The organism is Ferrovibrio terrae (assembly GCF_943372915.1).
Classification (GTDB): Bacteria; Pseudomonadota; Alphaproteobacteria; order Ferrovibrionales; family Ferrovibrionaceae; genus Ferrovibrio; species Ferrovibrio terrae_A.
The window spans coordinates 21,732-40,839 of sequence record NZ_CALSAN010000027.1; the positions used below are offsets into that span (position 1 = coordinate 21,732).

Sequence of the window (19,108 nt, forward strand, 5' to 3'; positions counted from 1 at the left end):
GGGTGCAGCACGCCCCTGCTGACGCATCCCCGCAATGATCCTGCAGAAGAGACTTCGGTTCAGTCGCGGTTGAGAAAGGCCTCCAGCGCAGCCGGCGCCACACCGGCCTGGGCAGCAATGCGGCCGGCAAGCTGGATTGCAGCGGGGCGCAGCTTGCCTGGCGGGCGATCAAGCCAGTAGGACACCGAATTCAACGCAATGCGATGATCCACCGCTACCACGCGGCCGGCATCGATGTCGCGCTGCGCCAGCGGCGGACGGGCCAGCGCGATACCCAGCCCACAAGCAGCGGCGTCCAGCACCAGGCCGTAATCCTCAAAGCGGCGGTCATGCACAGCGGGGCGGTAGTCCAGCCCCTGTTCGGCAAACCAGGCGCGCCAACCGGTGGCGCTGGAGTCATGGATCAACGGATAATTCAGCAGGCGCTTGGCATCGCCGCTGCCGATGATCTTGGCAAGTTCCGGCGACGCCACCGGATAGCACCATTCCTCGAACAGTTGCAGCGACAGGCGGCCCGGTACTTCGCCGCGACCGCAGCGCAGCGCGAGGTCGATGCCCTCCTCTTCCATGTCGACCTGGCGGTGATCGACGCTGAACAGGATGCGCAGGCGTGGCTCGCCGCCATCTTCCAGCGCAGTCAGCCGCGGCATCAGCCAACGGCTGCTCACCGAGGGCAACGCGCTGAGCCGCACCACCGCCGTGCCGCGCGGTTCGGTCCAGCGGTCGGAATAGGCGCCGATCAGCGCAAAGGCCTCGCGGGTCGAGACATAGAGCCGGTCGCCATCGGGCGTCAGTTTCACGCCGCGCGCCTCGCGCTGGAACAGCTTGAGGCCGAGCCAGCGCTCCAGCTTCGCCACCTGCCGGCTGATCGCACCATGGGTGAGGTTCAGCGTCTCGGCAGCGGCGGAAAAGCTGCCCAGCCGGGCTGCGGCCTCGAAGGCGCGCAGGGTATCGAGCGGCGGAAGCTGGGTCGGCAAGCTGTGATCCATATTCACAGCTGATCCATTATCTGTTCGATTGTCAATCAGCTATTGCCACCCCATGCTCTAGCTCATTGATTTTCAAGGAGCTTTGTCATGTCCGCCGCTTGCCCCGCAGTTCCCGCCGCCGCCCGCATCGACGCCACCACCCTGGCCCTGGCGGCGATCACCGTGCTGGGCTGGGCATCCGCCTTCCCGGCCATCCGCCTCGGCCTGACCGGCTTCGGCCCGCTGGAGCTGGGGGTACTGCGTTTTGGCCTCGCCGCCATCCCCGCTGCAATCTTCCTCCTCATCACCCGGCCGGCCCTGCCGGGCCTGCGCGACGCCTGGCGCTTTGCCTTCGGCGGTGTGGTGTTCGTGGCGCTCTACACCGTGCTGCTCAATCTGGGCCAGCAGACCGTGCCGGCGGCAGCCGCCAGCTTCATCATCAACATCAACCCGATCCTCACCGCGCTGCTCGCCATGGCCTTCCTGAACGAGCGCTTCGGGCTTTACGCCTGGCTCGGCACGGCCTTGTCTTTCCTCGGCGTCGGCTTCATCGCCGTCGGCAAGGTCGATGGCTTCGATCTCGACAGCGGCGTGCTGCTGGTGCTCGGCGCCACCTTCGCGACATCAATCAACAATATCGTGCAAAAGCCGCTGTTCGCCCGCCACAAGCCACTCACCGTGGCGGCCTGGAATATCGTGATCGGCGCGCTGCTGCTGGCCCCGATGCTGTCCAGCGGCATCGCGCAGGCGCAAGTCGCCCCCGCCGATGCGCTGTTCGCCGCGATCTATCTCGCCGTCATCCCCAGCTTCGTGGTCTACGGCACCTGGGCGATGGTGCTGGCCCGCCTGCCAGCGGCGCGCGCCACCAACATGCTCTACGCCGTGCCGCCGGTCGCCACCCTGATCGGCTGGCTCTGGCTCAGCGAAGCGCCGACGACGCTCGGCCTGATCGGCGGCGCGCTGGCGCTCGGTGGCGTCGTGCTGGTGAATGTGAAGAAGTGAGGCTTACCGATCCGCGTGATGCGCCTTGGCCTGCACGCCGGCCTCGCGGATCTGGCTCAGCGTCTGCCGCGGCGTCAGCGCTTCAGGATCGAGCTTGATCTCGATGATCGCCGGCTTGCCACTCTTCTGCGCACGCAGGAAAGCGGCGGCGAAATCCTCGGTGCGCTCCACCGTCTCGCCATGGCCCCCGAAGGCCCGGGCGTAAGCGGCAAAGTCCGGGTTCTTCAGCTCAGTGCCGCTGATACGGGCGGGATACTCGCGCTCCTGATGCATGCGGATGGTGCCATACATGCCATTGTTGACGACGACGGCGATGATGTTGGCGCCATACTGCAGAGCGGTGGCGAATTCCTGGCCATGCATCAGGAAACAGCCATCGCCGGCGAAAGCCACCACCGTGCGCTGCGGGTTGATCAGCTTGGCCGCCACCGAGGCCGGCAGGCCATAGCCCATCGAGCCCGAGGTGGGCGCCAGCTGGTTGCTGTGGCGGCGATAACGGTGGAAGCGGTGGACCCAGGTGGCGTAATTGCCGGCCCCGTTGCAGAACACCGCATCGGCCGGCAATGTCTCGTCGAGCCATTTGATGATCTGCGACATCTGCACGTTGCCTGGCGAGGTCACCGGCGCCTGCCAGGCCTCGTAATCGGCGCGCGACTGCTTGGTGGTCGCCGCCCAGGTCTTGCCATCCACCGGGCCCATCTTCGTGAGCGCGGCAGCGAAGCCGGCATTGCTGGCATGGATCGGCAGGTCGGCTGAATAGACGCGGTTCAGTTCCTCGGCGCCAGCATGCACATGCACGATCTTCTGGTTCATCACCGGAATGCCGAACATGGTGTAGCCGCCGGTCGCCATCTCGCCCAGCTTCGACCCCATCACCAGCAGCAGGTCGGCTTCCTTGATGCGGGCCTGCAGCTTGGGATTGATGCCGATGCCGACATCGCCGACATAATTCGGCCAGTCGTTATCCAGATAATCCTGGCGACGGAACACAGCGCCCACCGGCATGTCAGACGCCGCGGCCCAGGCCTGCACCTGTTCGCGCACGCGCTCGCTCCAGCCCGAACCGCCGACAATCATGAAAGGTTTTTTCGCGTCCTGCAGCATGGCTTTCAGTTGCGCCATCTGCTCCATGGACGGATGGGCCTCAGCCGGAATCACCGGGCGGCCATCGGCGCACTCCACCACGTCAGTCAGCATGTCTTCCGGCAGTGCCAGCACCACCGGTCCGCGCCGGCCCGACATCGCCACGCTGAAGGCGCGGCTGATATATTCAGGGATACGCGCGGCATCATCAATTTGAGCTACCCATTTGGCCATCTGGCCGAACATGCGGCGGTAGTCGACCTCCTGGAAAGCCTCGCGCTCGATCATATCGCGGCCGACCTGGCCGATGAACAGGATCATCGGTGTCGAATCCTGAAACGCCACATGCACGCCGGCCGAAGCATTGGTGGCACCCGGGCCGCGCGTCACCATGCAGATGCCCGGCTTGCCGGTGGTCTTGCCATAGGCATCGGCCATCATCGCCGCGCCGCCTTCCTGGCGGCAGATCACGAACTTCATGTGGTTGGTATGGTCGTGCATCGCATCCAGCACGGCGAGGAAGCTTTCGCCCGGTACACCGAAGGCCATGTCGACGCCATGCAGGCGCAACTGCTCGACCAGGATCTGACCACCACTGCGTTTCATGATCGGTACTCTCTGACTGAAATGTTTAGCGCTTGATCGGGGCGAAGGCCGCCGGGGTCATCAGCTGGTTCTGCTGGCTGATCAGATAGCCGGCCTCGCCGCTTGCTTTCAGGTAGGCCTGCCATTCCGGATCGGCCTGCATGCCGGCGCGCTTGGTCTCGCGGTCGCCGGCGCTCTCATAGGCCCAGATGTGGATGTAGGTGTTGATCGGGCCGGTCTCGGTGACCAGGAAGGCAAACGGCTGGCCGAGATGGCGGGTCTGCGCCTTGAAGCCGAGCTTCTCGTACATTTCAAGCTGCAGCTTGATGGTGCCGGGGCGGCAGGTATAGGTGCGGACGTCGAGCAGCATGGACAAGAATCCTCCGGGTTTCGGCCAAGGACACTAGGCAGCAGCCGGCCCCCGCGCAAGCCGCCCAGAACGATCAAACTGGCCGCGAAGCACGGGGGTTAGAGCCTTGTTCACGTGACGGAATCCCGGCATAAGCAGACGGGCTATAAGCGGGAGGAAAAGCATGCAGATTGCCGCGCGGATGTCGCGTCTGGGCTCGGAGAGCGCCTTCGAGGTTCTCGCACGTGCGAAAGCTCTGGAAGCCCAGGGCAAGAGCGTCATCAATCTCGGCATCGGGCAGCCCGATTTCCCCACGCCGCCACATGTGGTGGAGGCCGCGATCAAGGCGCTGCGCGACGGCCATCACGGCTACACGCCGGCCAACGGCATCCTGCCCCTGCGCGAAGCGGTCTGCGCCGAAATCGCGACCCGCTACAAGGTCAATGTCTCGCCCGACCGCATCGTCATCGTGCCCGGCGGCAAGGTGACGATGGCCACCGCCATCGAGATGTTCGGCGAACCCGGCGCCGAGATCATGTATCCCGATCCCGGTTTCCCGATCTATGAATCGCTGGTGAATTACACCGGCGCCACGCTGGCCGGTTATCCGCTGCTGGAAAAGAACGGCTTTGCCTTCCGCGCCGAAGACCTGCTCGCGCGTATCACGCCAAACACACGGCTACTGATCGTCAATTCGCCGGCCAATCCCACCGGCGGCGTTGCGCCGGCCAGTGAAGTGAAGAAGCTGGTCGAGGGCCTGCAGCGCTTCCCGCATGTCACCATCATGGCCGACGAGATCTATTCACGCCTGGTGCTGGATGGCGACGGCACCTATGCCAGCTTCATCCCCTATCTCGACCAGTTGCAGGACCGCCTGATCATCCTGGAGGGCTGGTCGAAGACCTATGCCATGACCGGTTGGCGGCTCGGCTGGGGCCTGTGGCCGCAGCGGCTGGCGGAGTTGGCCACCAAGCTGGCCATCAACACCCATTCCTGCGTCAACGCACCGACGCAGTTTGCCGGCATCGCCGCCCTCACCGGCCCGCAGGACGCCGTCGAGGAAATGCGGCTGGCTTTCCGCCGGCGCCGCGACCTCTGCGTCGCCGGCCTGAACAAGATTCCGGGCCTCAGCTGCATCAAGCCCGAGGGCGCCTTCTACGCCTTCCCCAACATCACCGAGACCGGGCTCAACGCCCGCCAGATGCAGGATGGGCTGCTGGAGCAGGCCGGGGTTGCCACGATTGCCGGCACCAGCTTTGGCAGCCATGGCGAAGGCTATATCCGGCTCTCGTTTGCTGCCTCGGATCAGGCCATCACCGAGGCGCTCGGCCGTATCTCCAGCTTCCTCAGCCAGGCGCGGCCGAAACATTAGGCGTTAAACAGCCTATTTTTTATACAAATAGGACATAAAATGAGCAAAACGCCCCATCCGACTTATCCACATCCCCGTCTCTAGCGGGAATCCAGCGCGTTAAAGCCGGGTTAACACTGGCATAGAGCGTGCATAATTGAACCCGTCACTCCATTCCGGCCAAAGTGTTGTAGCACCCATGAAAAAGATCGAAGCCATCATCAAGCCCTTCAAGCTCGACGAAGTTAAGGAAGCGCTCCACGAGATTGGCCTGCAGGGCCTCACAGTCACCGAGGCCAAGGGCTTCGGTCGCCAGAAGGGTCACACCGAGCTGTATCGTGGCGCCGAGTATGTCGTCGACTTCCTGCCCAAGGTGAAAATCGAGGTCGTGCTCGATGACGCCATGGTCGAAAAGGCTGTCGAGGCGATCACTCAGGCGGCCCGCACCGGCCGCATCGGCGACGGCAAGATTTTCATCTCCACCGTCGAAGACGTCATTCGCATCCGCACCGGTGAAAAGGGCGCGGAAGCGGTCTGACGGCGGAGCAGGAACACTCCGCCTTCATCACTCTCATCGGGTACGGCCCTCCTCTCCGGGCTATCTCAGTGAGTCGTTACCAACCAGGGAAGAACAAGCAGGAAAACAGCCATGGCTGATGCCAAATCCATTGTGAAGCAGCTCAAGGAAAAGGAAGTCAAATACGTTGACTTCCGGTTCACCGATCCGCGCGGCAAGTGGCAGCACGTTGCCTTCGACATCACGATGATCGACGAGCCGACCCTGAAGGAAGGCATCATGTTCGACGGTTCGTCGATTGCCGGCTGGAAGGCGATCAACGAGTCCGACATGCTGCTGAAGCCGGACCTCGACAGCCTCACCTACGACCCCTTCTCGGCCCAGACCACCGCGATTCTGTTCTGCGACGTGCTGGAGCCGCATGAAGGCACCCCGTACAACCGTTGCCCGCGCTCCATCGCCAAGGCTGCCGAAGCCTTCGTGAAGTCGAGCAAGGTCGGCGATGTCGCCTATTTCGGTCCGGAAGCCGAATTCTTCGTCTTCGATGACGTGCGCTTCAAGACCTCGATGAACGAAACCTTCGTCTACATGGACGACATCGAAGGCGACTACAATTCCGGTAAGGTCTACGAAGGCGGCAACATGGGCCACCGCGCCCCGATCAAGGGCGGCTACTTCCCGGTGGCTCCGCTCGATCAGGGCGGCGATCTGCGTTCGGAAATGCTCTCCACCATCGCCGCCATGGGCGTGACGGTCGAGAAGCATCACCACGAAGTGGCGAACAGCCAGCATGAGCTGGGCATCAAGTTCGGCACCCTGCTGAAGTGCGCCGACGGCATGCAGATCTACAAGTACTGCGTGCACAACGTTGCCCATGCCTGGGGCAAGACCGCGACCTTCATGCCGAAGCCGATCAAGGGCGACAACGGCTCGGGCATGCACGTTCACCAGTCGATCTGGAAGGGCGGCAAGCCGCTGTTCGCCGGCAACAAGTATGCCGGCCTCAGCGAGATGGCGCTGTTCTACATCGGCGGCATCATCAAGCATGCCAAGGCGCTGAACGCCTTCACCAACCCGCTGACCAACAGCTACAAGCGCCTGATCCCCGGCTTCGAAGCTCCGGTGCTGCTCGCCTACTCGGCGCGCAACCGTTCGGCCTCCTGCCGCATCCCGTTCGGCGCCGGCGAGAAGGCCAAGCGCGTTGAGGTCCGCTTCCCCGATCCGGGCGCGAACCCCTACCTCGCTTATGCCGCCATGCTGATGGCCGGCCTCGATGGCATCAAGAACAAGATCCATCCCGGCCCGGCCATGGACAAGAACCTGTACGACCTGCCGGCCGAGGAACTGAAGAAGGTTCCGCAGGTTTGCGGCTCGCTGCGTGAAGCCCTGGAGAGCCTCGACAAGGACCGCGCCTTCCTGAAGGCCGGTGGCGTCTTCTCCGACGACTTCATCGACAGCTACATGGATCTGAAGTGGGAAGAAGTGTACGCCTTCGAGCACACCCCGCATCCGATCGAGTTCTCGATGTACTACTCGGTCTAAACGACCTTCCCTGGGCCGCGGCTTAACAGCCGGGTGTCCAACAAGCCCCGCCGGTTCCTGCCGGCGGGGCTTTCTTTTTTAGGCTTCCCCCGGCACGGCCCGATCCGTAAAATCGGTACATCGCCCCGCAAGTCAGACCGGGCGACGGGGGAGTGATGATGCGGGCGGGAATCGCAGTCCTGATACTGGTACTGCTGCCGGCTGCCCTGCTGGGCGGTTGCTCGAGGGATTTCAACACCACCAACATGGCGCGCTATTACGATGCCGGCACGCGCGCCGAAAGCAGCCGCGACTATCAGAGTGCCGAGGAGAATTACGAGCGTGCCCTGGTCTGGGCCGGCACCGAGAAGGTGCCGCCGGCCATGCTGTCGCTCACCCTCTACAACCTCGGCCGTATGAAGGGCCATGGCTGCAAATTCGAGGAGGCGCGCGAACTGCTGCTCACCTCGCTGGCCCTGGAGGAAGCCACCTCCGGCCCGGCCAGCTCGCAGATCTCGCGCCGCCTGTTCGAGCTGGCGCGCCTGTTCTATGACCGCAAGCAGTATGCCGAAGCCCTGCCCTATTATGCCCAGGCCATTCCGATGGTGCGGCGGCTGAAGCTGGAAAACGAAGACCCGCTCGCCTTCACCGATGCCTTGCAGGAATACGTCACCAGCCTGCGCCAGACCGGCGACCTGCAAACCGCCGAACCCCTTGCCGCCGAGGCCAGCAGCCGGCGCATCCAGCATTCCGACGCCCGGCCGCAATACCTGATCGTCCGCTACACCGCGATCTGCCGCAGCACGACCCTGGTACAGGTCGGCCGCGCCTGATCCTCCGACATCCCCCGGCAGTGCCAGCCCTTGATTCCCCGCGGCCGCCCGACCACACTCCGCGCCAATGAGCACCGCCGTCGTCAGCCCCCGCAAAGACATCACCGTTCGTCCCGGGCCAATCCTCTTTTTCGTCGGCGTGGTCAGCTGCTGTTTTGGCATTGCCATGCTGCTGCCGATGCTGGCCGATATCGTCGACGGCCATGAGGACTATACGGTTTTCCTGATCTGCTCGGCGGGCACCCTGTTTCTTGGCGCCGGGCTGGCCTTTGCCACCTACGACCGTACCCAGCAGATCAACCTGAACGAAACCCTGCTGCTGCTGCCAGCCACCTGGCTCACCATCAGCCTGGTCTCGGCCGCACCTTTCATGCTGTCAGACCTGAAACTGCCGCTGGCCGATGCGGTATTCGAAGCGGTATCCGGCCTGACCAATACCGGTTCCACCGTCATTGTCGGCCTGGATGGACTGCCCAGCGGCCTGCTGCTCTGGCGCTCGCTGCTGATGTGGATCGGCGGCTTCGGCGTGGTGACCATTGCCGTGCTGGCGCTGCCCTTCCTGCGCATCGGCGGCCTGCAGCTGTTCAGCCTCGACCTGTCGCCCAATTCGGCCAAGTTCCTGCCGCGTATCACCGAGGTGGTGTCGCAGATCGGCATCATCTATGCCGTGCTGACCTTCATCTGCATGATCTGTTTCTGGCTCGCCGGCATGACGCTGTTCGACGCCCTTAATCATGCAATGACCGCCCTGGCCACCGGGGGCTATTCCACCCACGATGCCAGCATCGGCTTTTTCCAGAGTGCGTCGATTGAATGGATAGCCATCCTGTTCATGACACTGGGCGCCATGCCCTTCGGTCTCTACATCGTCGCCACCTATGGCCGGCCCGGGATGTTGTGGCGCGACGAACAGGTGCGGCTGTTTCTGGGTATCATTGCCGGTGCCACCGCGCTGCTCGCACTGTGGCGCATGCTCAATCATGATGTCGCCCTGATTGATGCCGTGCGTGAAGCCGCCTTCGTCGTCGTCGCCACCATAACCACCACCGGCTATACCAGCCATGATTATGCGCAATGGGGTGGCTTCGCCGAGAATATCGCGTTGCTGCTGATGCTGATTGGCGGCTGCACCGGATCCACCGTCGGCGGCATCAAGGTGTTCCGCATCCTGCTGATGCTCAAAAGCCTGCGCACCCAGGTGCGGCGGCAGATTTTCCCGCATGGTGCCTTCCGCGTCACCTTCAATGGCGAAACCGTGCCCGATGCCGTGCTGCGCGGAGTCGCTACCTATATTTTCGCCTATCTGCTGCTGCTGACCGGGCTGACCCTGGCGATTGCCGCCTTCGGCCTCGATTTCCGCGAGAGCCTCGGCTCCGCCGCCACCGCGTTGGGCAATGTCGGCCCCGGACTCGGCCCTGACAGCGGCCCCTGTTGCACCTTCAAGGAGGTTCCGGCCGGGGTGAAATGGCTGATGTCGTTCGGCATGCTGGCCGGGCGACTGGAAATCCTCATCCTGCTGATCCCGTTCAGCCGGTCTTTCTGGCGCAACTGACGCGCTCGGGCGTGATCGCCGTCACGCCGGCGCCACCCCACTCCCTTGCTGCGCGACGGCGGCCGTCTATCGTCTTCGGACATGCTCACCCGTTTCCCATGTCTCGCGCTGCTGCTCCCTCTCATGGCCTGCGCCGCCACGGATACACCAAACATGCCCGATCTGCCTGCCCATCATCTTGAGCGGTACGATGCGCAAAACGGCGGCCGCTTCCGCAACCCGGCCGGCAGTCCGGTGCCTGAAGACAGCCTGCTGCTCGATCGCCTGCCGTTTTTCTGGAGCATGGCCTGGAGCGGGTTCCGCCGGATCGATATTCCACCCGGTCATGTCCTTGCGCAATCCGAGGTGACGACCGCGCTGCAACGCCACCACAACAGCGACAGCTACACCTGGATCGGGCATGCCGCTTTCCTGATCCGGCTCGGCGGCACCGCGATCCTGACCGACCCGTATCTGTCCGAGCGCGCCGGCCCGTTCAACCTGCTCGGTCCGAAACGCTATGTGCCGGCAGCACTGACGCCGACCACGCTGCCCCCTATCGACATCCTCGCGGTCAGCCACAACCACTACGACCATCTCGATCTTGGTGCGATCGGCGCCCTGCCGAACAAGGAACGTATTGCCGTCGTCGTGCCGCTGGGTCTGGCCGGCTACTTCCGCGACCGTGGCTATACCGACGTCACCGAGCTCGACTGGTATCAGAGCGTCGAACGCAAGGGCGTTACGATCACCTACACACCGGCTGTGCATTTCTCGCGCCGCACCGCCTTCGATGCCAATCGCAGTCTCTGGGGCGGCTTCGCTTTCAAATCGGCATCGCGCAACCTGTTCTTCTCGGGCGACACCACCTATGGCCCGGTCTTCCGTGAGATCGGTGCAAAACTCGGCCCCTTCGATATGGCTTTCGTGGGCATAGGGGCCTACGAGCCCCGCATCATCATGAGCAGTTCCCACACCACACCGGAACAGGCGGCCCAACTCGCCAAGGATGTCGGCGCGCAGCGAATGATCGGCATGCACTGGGGCACCGTGGTGCTGAGCAACGAGCCACCGTTTGAGGCACCCGAACGCCTGCGCGCCGGTGCCGCCGCCGTGGGCTATGCGCCCGGCGAGGCCGATGTCATGCCGATTGGCGAGACCCGCGCCTTCTAGCCGGGAACTTTGGCGGGGCTGCACCATTTATCTTCGACCAGTCCCGAGGAGCCCCGATGTCCAGCGAAGCCCTGCATGCCCCGCGCGAACGCCTGTCCGCGAAAACCCTGTCGATGCACCACGCCATCGTCTCGCTGATGGAAGAGCTGGAAGCGGCCGACTGGTATCGCCAGCGTGCCGACGATTGCGAGGATGCAGCACTCAAGAAGATCCTGCTGCACAACATGCGCGAGGAAATCGAGCATGCCGCCATGGTGCTGGAATGGTTGCGCCGCAACGACGATACCTTCGCCGCGCAGCTGAAGGAATACCTGTTCACCGACAAGGATATCGCCGCCCAGGAAGCGGCAGCGACCGGGAAGACCTGACGTCAGGCCGCGGCGATAACCTCCAGCTCCACCAGCCAATCCGGCAGCAGGGTCTGCACCACGATTGCCGTCGTCGGCACCGCCCGCCCATTCAACGCGGCGACCCGCGCATTCTGGTTCGCCTCGACGTAATCTGTGTCGCGCAGGTAGCTGGTGATGCGCACGATATTGTCCACGGTCATGTCGGCACTGGCCAGGATGGTGCGTAGGTTCGACCAGATCAGCGCCAATTGCTCGTCCAGCGTCTTGCCCGCCACGCCGGCCTGATCCAGGCCCATAGTGCCGGCCACATAGAGAAATCGCGTCGGGTTGCGAACTTCCAGAGCGTGGATGTAATCGGGCGTGGCGGCATAAACGCCCTGGGTCGGATTGCGGACTATGGTTTCCATGTCTTCTCTCACTCCTTCAACCGCGCCAGCGCCCGCGTATCGGTCTCTGCCATCGCTGTCGCATAGGCGCCGAGCCGGCCGCGCAGGCTGGCGACGGTGGCCGGATCGGCGGTGGCGGGGGACCCTCCGTAAGGCGGCTGCGGCTCGTATTCGATTTGCAGCTGAATTTCGCGTGCCACCGGCTCGCCAGCAATTGCCGTCACCAGCGCCAGGCCGAAATCGATGCCGGCCGTGACGCCGCCGCCGGTGACTCGGTTGCGGTCGGTCACCACGCGCTCGGCCACCGGTGTAACACCGAAAGCGCTCAGCCGCTCCAGTGACATCCAGTGCGTGGTGGCCCGATAGCCCCGCAGCAATCCGGCGGCCGCCAGCACCAGCGCTCCTGTGCAGACCGCCGTCACATACCGGCAGCCCGGCGCCTGGCGTTTCAGGAACTCCAAAACCACCGCATCTTCCATCGCCTGCAGATGCCCCGGTCCACCGGGCACGCAGACCACATCCAGCTGCGGGCAGTCGGCATAGGTGGTGGTCGGCAGGATGGCCAGGCCGGCACTGGAACTGCGGACCGGCTGCAGGTCATGCGCCAGCAGGTGGCAGGTGGTATTCGGCAGTTTTGAAAACACCTCCCAGGGCCCGGTGAGGTCGAGCTGGGTCAGGTTGGGAAACAGCAGGAAACCGATCTGCAGGGCCATAGGGCATCCGGGATGATGGTGAAACAACAGCCGCAGTTTGGCGACCCGTCCGGGCCACAGCAAGTCGGAAAATCCATTCTATGGCAAAGGCTTGCACGGGCTGGACAAGCGGTCTCGCTCACGATACCGTATGTTATAATATAACATTTAAGGCATCAGCATGACCGAGGCCGCCCCCAGCCCCCGCCTGCCCGTCACCGTCCTGTCCGGTTTTCTCGGCGCCGGTAAAACCACATTGCTCAACCATGTGCTCACCAACCGCGAGGGACGCCGTGTCGCTGTCATCGTCAACGACATGAGTGAAGTGAACATCGACGCCGCGCTGGTGCGCGAAGGCGGTGCAAAACTCAGCCGCACGGACGAGAAGCTGGTTGAAATGTCGAATGGCTGCATCTGCTGCACCCTGCGCGACGATCTGTTGCAGGAAGTGACGCGGCTGGCGCAGGACGGGCGCTTTGACTATCTCCTGATCGAATCCACCGGCATCGCCGAACCGATGCCGGTCGCGGCCACTTTCGACTTCCGCGATGAAGCCGGTTTCAGTCTCGCCGACGTGGCTCGCCTCGACACACTCGTCACCGTGGTCGATGCCTATAACTTCATCCGCGATTACGCTTCGACCGATTTCCTGCGCCAGCGCGGCGAAAGCATGGGGCCGGAAGACGAGCGTACCGTCGTCGACCTGCTGATGGAGCAGATCGAATGCGCCGACACGATCCTCCTCAACAAGTCCGATCTGGTCACATCGGATCAACTGGGTTTCCTGGAGGGGCTGATCCGCAGCTTCAACCCGCGTGCCCATATCGTACCTGCCAGCTTCGGCAAAGTCGCACTCGATCAGATTCTCGATACCGGACGCTACGACCCCCTGCACACACAAAGCCTGCCTGGGTGGCAGCAGGCGTTGCTCGGGCATCATCTGCCGGAAACCGAGGAATACGGCATTCGCAGCTTCGTCTACCGGTCACGGCGACCGTTCCATCCCTGGCGCCTGTATCGCTGGTTCAACAGCGAATGGAATAACGTATGGCGGTCGAAAGGATTCTTCTGGCTTGCCACACGCATGCAGCATGTTGGATCCTGGTCGCAGGCTGGCGCGGTGACACGCCATGAACGCGCCGGTGCCTGGTGGGCCGCCATTCCGCAAGAACATTGGCCTGACGACGACGAGTGGCAGAGCAGCCTGGATGGCATCTGGCATCCAGACTACGGTGATCGCCGCCAGGAAATCGTCCTGATCGGCGCAAATATGGATGAGGCAAGCCTGCGCCGCGGCTTTGATGCCTGTCTGCTGACGGACAAGGAAATGGCCGGCGGGGTCGAAGCCTGGCAAACGCTCAGCGACCCCTTCCCGCGCTGGGAACGGCCGTCGCAGCCGGAGGCGGCATGACACAGCATCAGGCCACTCTACAGGCCCTGCTCGGTCCGGCTCCTGCGGTCCTGGAGGGCATTCATCATCCTGGTGTCAACCTCGCGGTCTGGACGCGCAGCCTCTCACCCTGCCTGCAGCTTGCGGCGACCCAGCGGATTCACGGTGGCGCCACCCCGCTCTGCCTGTATGTCGAACCCGGGGAAGCGGCAGGCCGCCTGCCCGATCTGTTGCCATCGGCGGCGCTTGCGGCGGATATCGCATATCTGGCCGAGCAGTTCCTGCGGATCAGCGGCAGCCCGCGCGCCCATGTCGAGCTGGAAGTCCTGCACCACGATGCCTGCCGTTACTTCCATGTCGATCACGTCGGTTTGCGTCTGCTCTGCAGCTATGTCGGCCCAGGAACCGAATGGCTGAGCGAGGATAATGTCAACCGCACCGCCCTGGGCACCGGCAACAATGCCGCGGTCATCCGTGATCCGCGCCGTGTGCATCGGCTGGAAACCGGCTGGGCCGGCCTCTTCCGTGGCGAAGCGGCCGCCCCCGATCGAGCCATTGTCCATCGCTCGCCACCGATCCGGCAGAACGGCGAGCGACGCCTGCTGTTGCGTATCGATGTGCCGGGACCGCATATCCCGGAATAGACAGGCACGCCATGATTGCGCAGTATGGACAGACCCCCGTCGGAGTCCGCCATGGCCCATGCCCTCACACCCTCTGCACCCGCCGTCATCAGCGGCCATAACCGCCCCGATCTCGACACCGATGAGATCCGCCAGGCCCGCATCGATCTGGCCGCCTGTTTCCGCATGGCGGCCCGGCTCGGCCTGCATGAGGGGATATGCAACCATTTCTCCGCCATGCTGCCGGGCTATGATGACCTCTTCCTGGTCAATCCCTATGGCTATGCCTTCAGTGAAGTGACCGCCTCGAATCTGGTGGTCTGCGATTTCCACGGCCATGTGGTGACCGGTGACGGCGTGCCGGAAGCCACCGCCTTCTTCATTCACGGCCGCATGCACAAGAACGTGCCGCGCGCCCGTGTCGCCCTGCACACACATATGCCTCATGCCACTGCACTGTGCATGGTCGAGGGCGATCCGCTGGTCTTCGCCGGCCAGTCGTCACTGAAATTCTATGGCCGCACCAAGGTCGACCGCGATTATAACGGCCTGGCGCTGGATACCAGCGAAGGCGACCGCATCGCCGCATCCGTGGGCGATGCCGATATCATCTTCATGCAACATCATGGCGTGATGGTGCTGGGCAGAACCATCGCCGAAGCCTGGGATGATCTCTACTATCTCGAACGCGCCTGCCAGGTGCAGGTGATCGCCGAGAGCACCGGGCGCAAACTGATGCCGGTGCCGAAGTCTATCGCTGAGACAACATACAAGCAGATGCGCGAGGGCGATGGCGAATCCGCCCGCCTGCATCTGGAGAGCATGAAGCGACTTCTGGATCGCGAAGAGCCGGATTATCGCCGCTGATTAAAGCGTCTCATCCACCTTGGCCGCAATATCCTCGAGCTGCGCCTGCGTCATCAGAGACACCGGCTGATCCGGATTGAAGGCCGGGAAACGCAGCGTCACGACGGTGCCCTTGCCAGGCATGCTGCTGAGATCGAGCAGGCCATGGTTCAGCTCAACCATCGCCTTGGCCAGTGGCAGGCCAAGGCCGGTGCCGGCATGCTTGCGGCTCAGCATGCTGTCGACCTGGCCGAATGGCACAAAGGCCGTGCGGATATCCGCCGGCGTCATGCCGATGCCGCTGTCGCTGACACGGATGGCAACGGAACCATCAGCATCACGGTCGACCCCAACCTGTACCCTGCCCTGCGGCGGTGTAAACTTGATGGCATTCGACAGCAGGTTGATCAGCGCTTGCCGCAACATTCGCTGCACCACCAGGACATGCAGTCCGGACATGGTTATATCGACCGAGACCGCCACCTGCTGTTGCGTCGCCAGCGGCTGCAACAGGCGCACTGCCATATCGACGGCGTCTTCGACTTCGACCGGCTCGGCCTCACGCGTATCGAACCCGCCCGCCTCCAGCTTGGCCAGATCGAGCAGGTTGTTGATCAGATCGAGCAGATGCTGGGCGCTGTCGTTGATATCGGCGGCGAATTCCAGATAGCGCGCATTCTGCATCGGGCCGAAACGTTGGTGGCGCAGGATATCCGAGAAGCCGACAATGGCATTCATCGGGGTGCGCAATTCATGGCTCATATTGGCAAACTGCTTGGTGCGCGACGTGTTGACGTCCTTGGCATTATGCAGCGCGATGGCCAGTTCGCGCGTCATCAGCTTCAGGCGCTGGCCGGCGGCACGCTGGGCACGCAGCAGCAACTGGGCATGCAGGATCACCGGCGTGGCGACCAGAATCGTGATGACACCGCAGATCGTGAACATCTTGCCGGTCAGCGGCTGATCGAAGAGCGCGCCACAGATCACCAGCAGAACCTGTGTGACGGCCGTGCAGGCCGTCACCAGAAGGGCGGTTGCAAATGCCGGGTGGCGACGCCCGAGCCAGTGATTGGCGGCATTCAGCTGTCGCAGCAGGCGGGGTTGCACATTGGCAGGACCGGGCATAGCCAATATTAGAAGTTGTCCCGCCGGTAATTGCAGTTGAAAAACAGCAACCTGCACATAACAGGGCAGGATCCCGGCAGACCTTCAGCCGAAGGTAGAAATCCGCAGGGTTTCCTCTGCTTTCTGAGGATCCGGCACAGCCAGAACCAGCCGCGCCGGCCCCTGAATGCTCAGCTCTTGCCGATCAGTTCCTTCAGCTTGAGCCGCTCGATGATGACCCTCTCTTCCTCGTAATTCTGCGCGACGAATTTCTGGTAATCGACACCGTCCAGATACATCACGACCATGTCGAGGCGGTTACAGGTGTCTGTGTGTTCTGCACTCAGCGCCGCATTGCGAAATACCTCGCGCAGCCGCGATGTGATCACCGGATCGAGGCCCTTGGGCGCGCCGACGCCGTTGGGCGCCTGCATCACCACATGGTAGCCGCTCTCCTTCAGCGTCGGCACAGCGGGGAAGCCAGCCAGCCGCTGCTCGCTCCAGGTCGCCAGCAGACGGAAGCGCCCGTCGCGCACCAGCGGTGCCCAGGAGCTGGAATCGGCCAGCACCTGCACATGGCCGCCCAGCACCGCCTGCAGCGCATCGGCGCCGCCCTTGAAGGGCACATGGCTCAGCTGGATCTTTGCGGCATAGGAGAATTCCTCCATGCCGATATGCGTCTGCCCGGCAATGCCGGAGGTGGCATAGGTGATGGTATCGGGTTTGGCTTTCGCCGCCATCACCAGATCCTGAATGGACTGGAACGGCGAGTCCGCGCGCACGGCGATGCCGAAGGTCTGGCCCGCTGTCCGTGCGATGAAGGTGAAATCGCTGCGCGGATCATGGGCAAAGCTGCCGAGCTGCGAGAAGCGCGTCACGCTGAGCGGAATCTGGCCGATGGTATAGCCATCGGGCTGTGCCGTGGCGATGGCGGCGGCCCCGATCATGCCAGCCGCGCCGGCACGGTTCTCAACCGCAATCGGCTGCCCAAGCTCGGTTGCCGCCACACGGCACAGCGCCCGCATGGTGGTATCGGCCGTGCCGCCGGCCGGCCAGGGGCAGATGAAGCGGATCGGTCGCGACGGATAGGCTTGCGCGAGCGACGGTTTGGCAAAGCTCAGGGTTGCGATGGACGCAAGCGTTCCCGTCAGGACCTGACGACGGTCAGGTCCCTGCAGCATTTTTTTCATTACGTTTCCTCCGGTTTTTTGATTTTTCAGAGACTCGTCTTCGTCACCTATCCAACAATACCGATCTGCCAGGGGACGAATTCGTGGTCACCGACGCCGAGCAATTCACTCTTGCTCTTCTCGCCCGATGCCGTGCGCAGGATATGCTCGAAAATCTCCTGCCCCATTTCCTGCATCGACTTGGTGCCGTCCAGAATCTGGCCACAGTTGATGTCCATGTCCTCTTCCAGCCGACGATACATTGGCGAATTGGTGGCCAGCTTCAGCGACGGCACCGGCTTGGCGCCGAAGGCCGATCCGCGACCGGTGGTGAAGGCAATGATATTAGCGCCGCCGGCGATCTGCCCGGTGGCCGAGCACGGGTCGTAGCCGGGTGTGTCCATAATCACTAGGCCCTTGGTCTTCACCGGCTCGGCATATTTATAGACATCCATGAGAGGTCCGGTGCCGCCCTTCATCGACGAGCCCAGCGACTTCTCGAAGATATTCGCCAGGCCGCCGGCCTGATTGCCCGGGCTGACCACGCCGTTGATCTGCACATCGCGGCCAACGGCATAGACATCCTTCCACCAGCGGATCCGTTCGATCAGCTTCTCGCCAACCGCTTGCGTCACCGCGCGCCGCGTCAGCGTGTGTTCTACGCCATACAGCTCCGGTGTCTCGCTCAGGATCGCCGTGCCGCCATGGCGCACCAGAATATCCATCGCGGCACCGAGTGCTGGATTGGCGGTGATGGAGGAAAAGCCGTCTGAGCCGCCGCATTGCAGGCCGACGGTGATATGGCTCGCCGGCACGGTCGTCCGCTTCACATCATTGGCCGATGGCAGAATCTTCTTCACCGCCTCGATGCCGGCCTCAATGGTCTTACGCGTGCCGCCGGTTTCCTGCATTACGAAGGTGACGAGGTTGGCGCTGCGCTCCAGCCCCTGCTCCTCCATCATGCCGCCCAACTGGTTACGTTCGCAGCCCAGGCCGATAACAACAACGGCGGCAAGGTTGGCATGGCGGATATAACCGCCCAGCGTGCGACGCAGCAGGGCCATCGCCTCGCCAGTCATTTCCATACCGCAGCCCAGCGCATGGCTGAAAGCCACGACGCCGTCGACATTCGGGAAATCGGCCAGGCGTTCCTCGGTGAAATGCCGCGCCACCGCATGCACCACGGTGGCCGAGCAGTTCACGGTCGAAACGATACCAATGAAATTGCGCGTGCCGACACGGCCATCGGGGCGCACGATGCCCTGGAAGGTGGCGCGCTCGGCTTCAGGGATCATGTCGACCGGCTTGTAGCCCTGGCCATAGGCATAGTCGCGATCGAATTCACGGAATTCCGTGTTGTGGCCATGCAGCATGGTCCCGGCGCGGATGTCATCGGCCGCAAAGCCGACCGTGACGTTGTATTTCAGGATCGCCTCGCCCTTCTTCAGGTCGCGGGCGGCGATCTTGTAGCCCGCCAGCACCTTGTCGCGGATCAGGAAGCCCGGATTGCGGTTGTCGCCCTCCACCGGCATGCCCGGCACCACATCGATGCGGGCAACCACGGTGTTGTCATCGGGATGCAGGCGGATCACGGGGCCGATCAGGCGTTTGGCATGCAGGTCGATCATGGACATC

At 63.2% G+C, this 19,108-nt stretch carries 19 protein-coding genes; 11 read left to right on the top strand and 8 right to left on the bottom strand.

The features are described from left to right. Nucleotides 1-59: 59 nt before the first annotated feature. Entirely contained in the window at nucleotides 60-977 is a 918-nt protein-coding gene (locus AAG821_RS16875; protein WP_341911662.1) for a LysR family transcriptional regulator, read from the bottom strand. 99 nt (nucleotides 978-1,076) lie between these two features. On the opposite strand from AAG821_RS16875, the gene AAG821_RS16880 reads away from it, so the two are divergent. Continuing rightward, a complete protein-coding gene (locus AAG821_RS16880) occupies nucleotides 1,077-1,970 on the top strand; it encodes a DMT family transporter (protein WP_341911664.1) in 894 nt (297 codons plus the stop codon). A 3-nt stretch (nucleotides 1,971-1,973) separates the two neighbouring features. Here the strand turns inward: AAG821_RS16880 and AAG821_RS16885 are convergent, their stop codons facing one another. Next, complete coding sequence (locus AAG821_RS16885; RefSeq protein WP_341911666.1) at nucleotides 1,974-3,659, bottom strand: thiamine pyrophosphate-binding protein; 1,686 nt, start codon at nucleotides 3,657-3,659, stop codon at nucleotides 1,974-1,976. A 25-nt stretch (nucleotides 3,660-3,684) separates the two neighbouring features. Then, a complete protein-coding gene (locus AAG821_RS16890) occupies nucleotides 3,685-4,008 on the bottom strand; it encodes an NIPSNAP family protein (RefSeq protein ID WP_341911669.1) in 324 nt (107 codons plus the stop codon). Between the two features lie 163 nt (nucleotides 4,009-4,171). Here AAG821_RS16890 and AAG821_RS16895 point away from each other — a divergent pair, with 163 nt between their 5' ends. The 7 genes from AAG821_RS16895 to AAG821_RS16925 all read left to right on the top strand — a co-directional run bounded on the left by AAG821_RS16895 (nucleotide 4,172) and on the right by AAG821_RS16925 (nucleotide 11,281). Then, entirely contained in the window at nucleotides 4,172-5,359 is a 1,188-nt protein-coding gene (locus tag AAG821_RS16895; protein ID WP_341911671.1) for a pyridoxal phosphate-dependent aminotransferase, read from the top strand. A 178-nt stretch (nucleotides 5,360-5,537) separates the two neighbouring features. Further along, the gene (locus tag AAG821_RS16900) at nucleotides 5,538-5,876 is read left to right on the top strand and encodes a P-II family nitrogen regulator (RefSeq protein ID WP_297684422.1); all 339 of its coding nucleotides are present in this window, start codon (nucleotides 5,538-5,540) and stop codon (nucleotides 5,874-5,876) included. Between the two features lie 111 nt (nucleotides 5,877-5,987). After that, entirely contained in the window at nucleotides 5,988-7,397 is a 1,410-nt protein-coding gene (gene glnA / locus AAG821_RS16905) for a type I glutamate--ammonia ligase (protein ID WP_341911673.1), read from the top strand. Nucleotides 7,398-7,552: 155 nt separating this feature from the next. Then, nucleotides 7,553-8,209 carry a tetratricopeptide repeat protein gene (locus AAG821_RS16910; protein ID WP_341911675.1) on the top strand — a complete coding sequence of 219 codons (657 nt, stop codon included), beginning with the start codon at nucleotides 7,553-7,555 and terminating at the stop codon, nucleotides 8,207-8,209. A gap of 67 nt (nucleotides 8,210-8,276) precedes the next feature. After that, the gene (locus AAG821_RS16915) at nucleotides 8,277-9,761 is read left to right on the top strand and encodes a TrkH family potassium uptake protein (protein ID WP_341911676.1); all 1,485 of its coding nucleotides are present in this window, start codon (nucleotides 8,277-8,279) and stop codon (nucleotides 9,759-9,761) included. A 153-nt stretch (nucleotides 9,762-9,914) separates the two neighbouring features. Next, nucleotides 9,915-10,913 carry an MBL fold metallo-hydrolase gene (locus tag AAG821_RS16920; RefSeq protein ID WP_341911679.1) on the top strand — a complete coding sequence of 333 codons (999 nt, stop codon included), beginning with the start codon at nucleotides 9,915-9,917 and terminating at the stop codon, nucleotides 10,911-10,913. A 56-nt stretch (nucleotides 10,914-10,969) separates the two neighbouring features. After that, nucleotides 10,970-11,281 carry a ferritin gene (locus AAG821_RS16925; RefSeq protein ID WP_341911680.1) on the top strand — a complete coding sequence of 104 codons (312 nt, stop codon included), beginning with the start codon at nucleotides 10,970-10,972 and terminating at the stop codon, nucleotides 11,279-11,281. 2 nt (nucleotides 11,282-11,283) lie between these two features. Here the strand turns inward: AAG821_RS16925 and AAG821_RS16930 are convergent, their stop codons facing one another. Together AAG821_RS16930 and AAG821_RS16935 are read right to left on the bottom strand one after the other, a co-directional pair. Then, entirely contained in the window at nucleotides 11,284-11,670 is a 387-nt protein-coding gene (locus AAG821_RS16930) for a RidA family protein (protein WP_341911682.1), read from the bottom strand. A gap of 8 nt (nucleotides 11,671-11,678) precedes the next feature. Then, nucleotides 11,679-12,362 carry a DJ-1/PfpI family protein gene (locus AAG821_RS16935; RefSeq protein WP_341911684.1) on the bottom strand — a complete coding sequence of 228 codons (684 nt, stop codon included), beginning with the start codon at nucleotides 12,360-12,362 and terminating at the stop codon, nucleotides 11,679-11,681. A 160-nt stretch (nucleotides 12,363-12,522) separates the two neighbouring features. Between AAG821_RS16935 and zigA the strand changes: the two genes are divergently transcribed. From zigA to AAG821_RS16950, 3 genes are read left to right on the top strand one after another with little or no spacing between them, the layout of a single operon-like run. Beyond that, nucleotides 12,523-13,752: a zinc metallochaperone GTPase ZigA gene (gene zigA / locus AAG821_RS16940; protein WP_341911687.1), complete on the top strand. Its 1,230-nt coding sequence runs from the start codon at nucleotides 12,523-12,525 to the stop codon at nucleotides 13,750-13,752. Next, nucleotides 13,749-14,375: a DUF1826 domain-containing protein gene (locus AAG821_RS16945; RefSeq protein ID WP_341911689.1), complete on the top strand. Its 627-nt coding sequence runs from the start codon at nucleotides 13,749-13,751 to the stop codon at nucleotides 14,373-14,375. The genes zigA and AAG821_RS16945 overlap by 4 nt, the downstream gene beginning before the upstream one ends. Nucleotides 14,376-14,426: 51 nt before the next feature. Next, nucleotides 14,427-15,221: an aldolase gene (locus tag AAG821_RS16950; protein ID WP_341911692.1), complete on the top strand. Its 795-nt coding sequence runs from the start codon at nucleotides 14,427-14,429 to the stop codon at nucleotides 15,219-15,221. Here AAG821_RS16950 and AAG821_RS16955 read toward each other — a convergent pair whose 3' ends face one another. The 3 genes from AAG821_RS16955 to AAG821_RS16965 form a co-directional block, all read right to left on the bottom strand. Beyond that, nucleotides 15,222-16,325: a HAMP domain-containing sensor histidine kinase gene (locus AAG821_RS16955; protein ID WP_341911695.1), complete on the bottom strand. Its 1,104-nt coding sequence runs from the start codon at nucleotides 16,323-16,325 to the stop codon at nucleotides 15,222-15,224. It lies immediately after the preceding gene. A gap of 170 nt (nucleotides 16,326-16,495) precedes the next feature. Next, nucleotides 16,496-17,494: a tripartite tricarboxylate transporter substrate binding protein gene (locus AAG821_RS16960; RefSeq protein ID WP_341911697.1), complete on the bottom strand. Its 999-nt coding sequence runs from the start codon at nucleotides 17,492-17,494 to the stop codon at nucleotides 16,496-16,498. 47 nt (nucleotides 17,495-17,541) lie between these two features. Continuing rightward, a complete protein-coding gene (locus tag AAG821_RS16965; RefSeq protein ID WP_341911699.1) occupies nucleotides 17,542-19,107 on the bottom strand; it encodes a UxaA family hydrolase in 1,566 nt (521 codons plus the stop codon). Nucleotide 19,108: the final 1 nt, after the last annotated feature.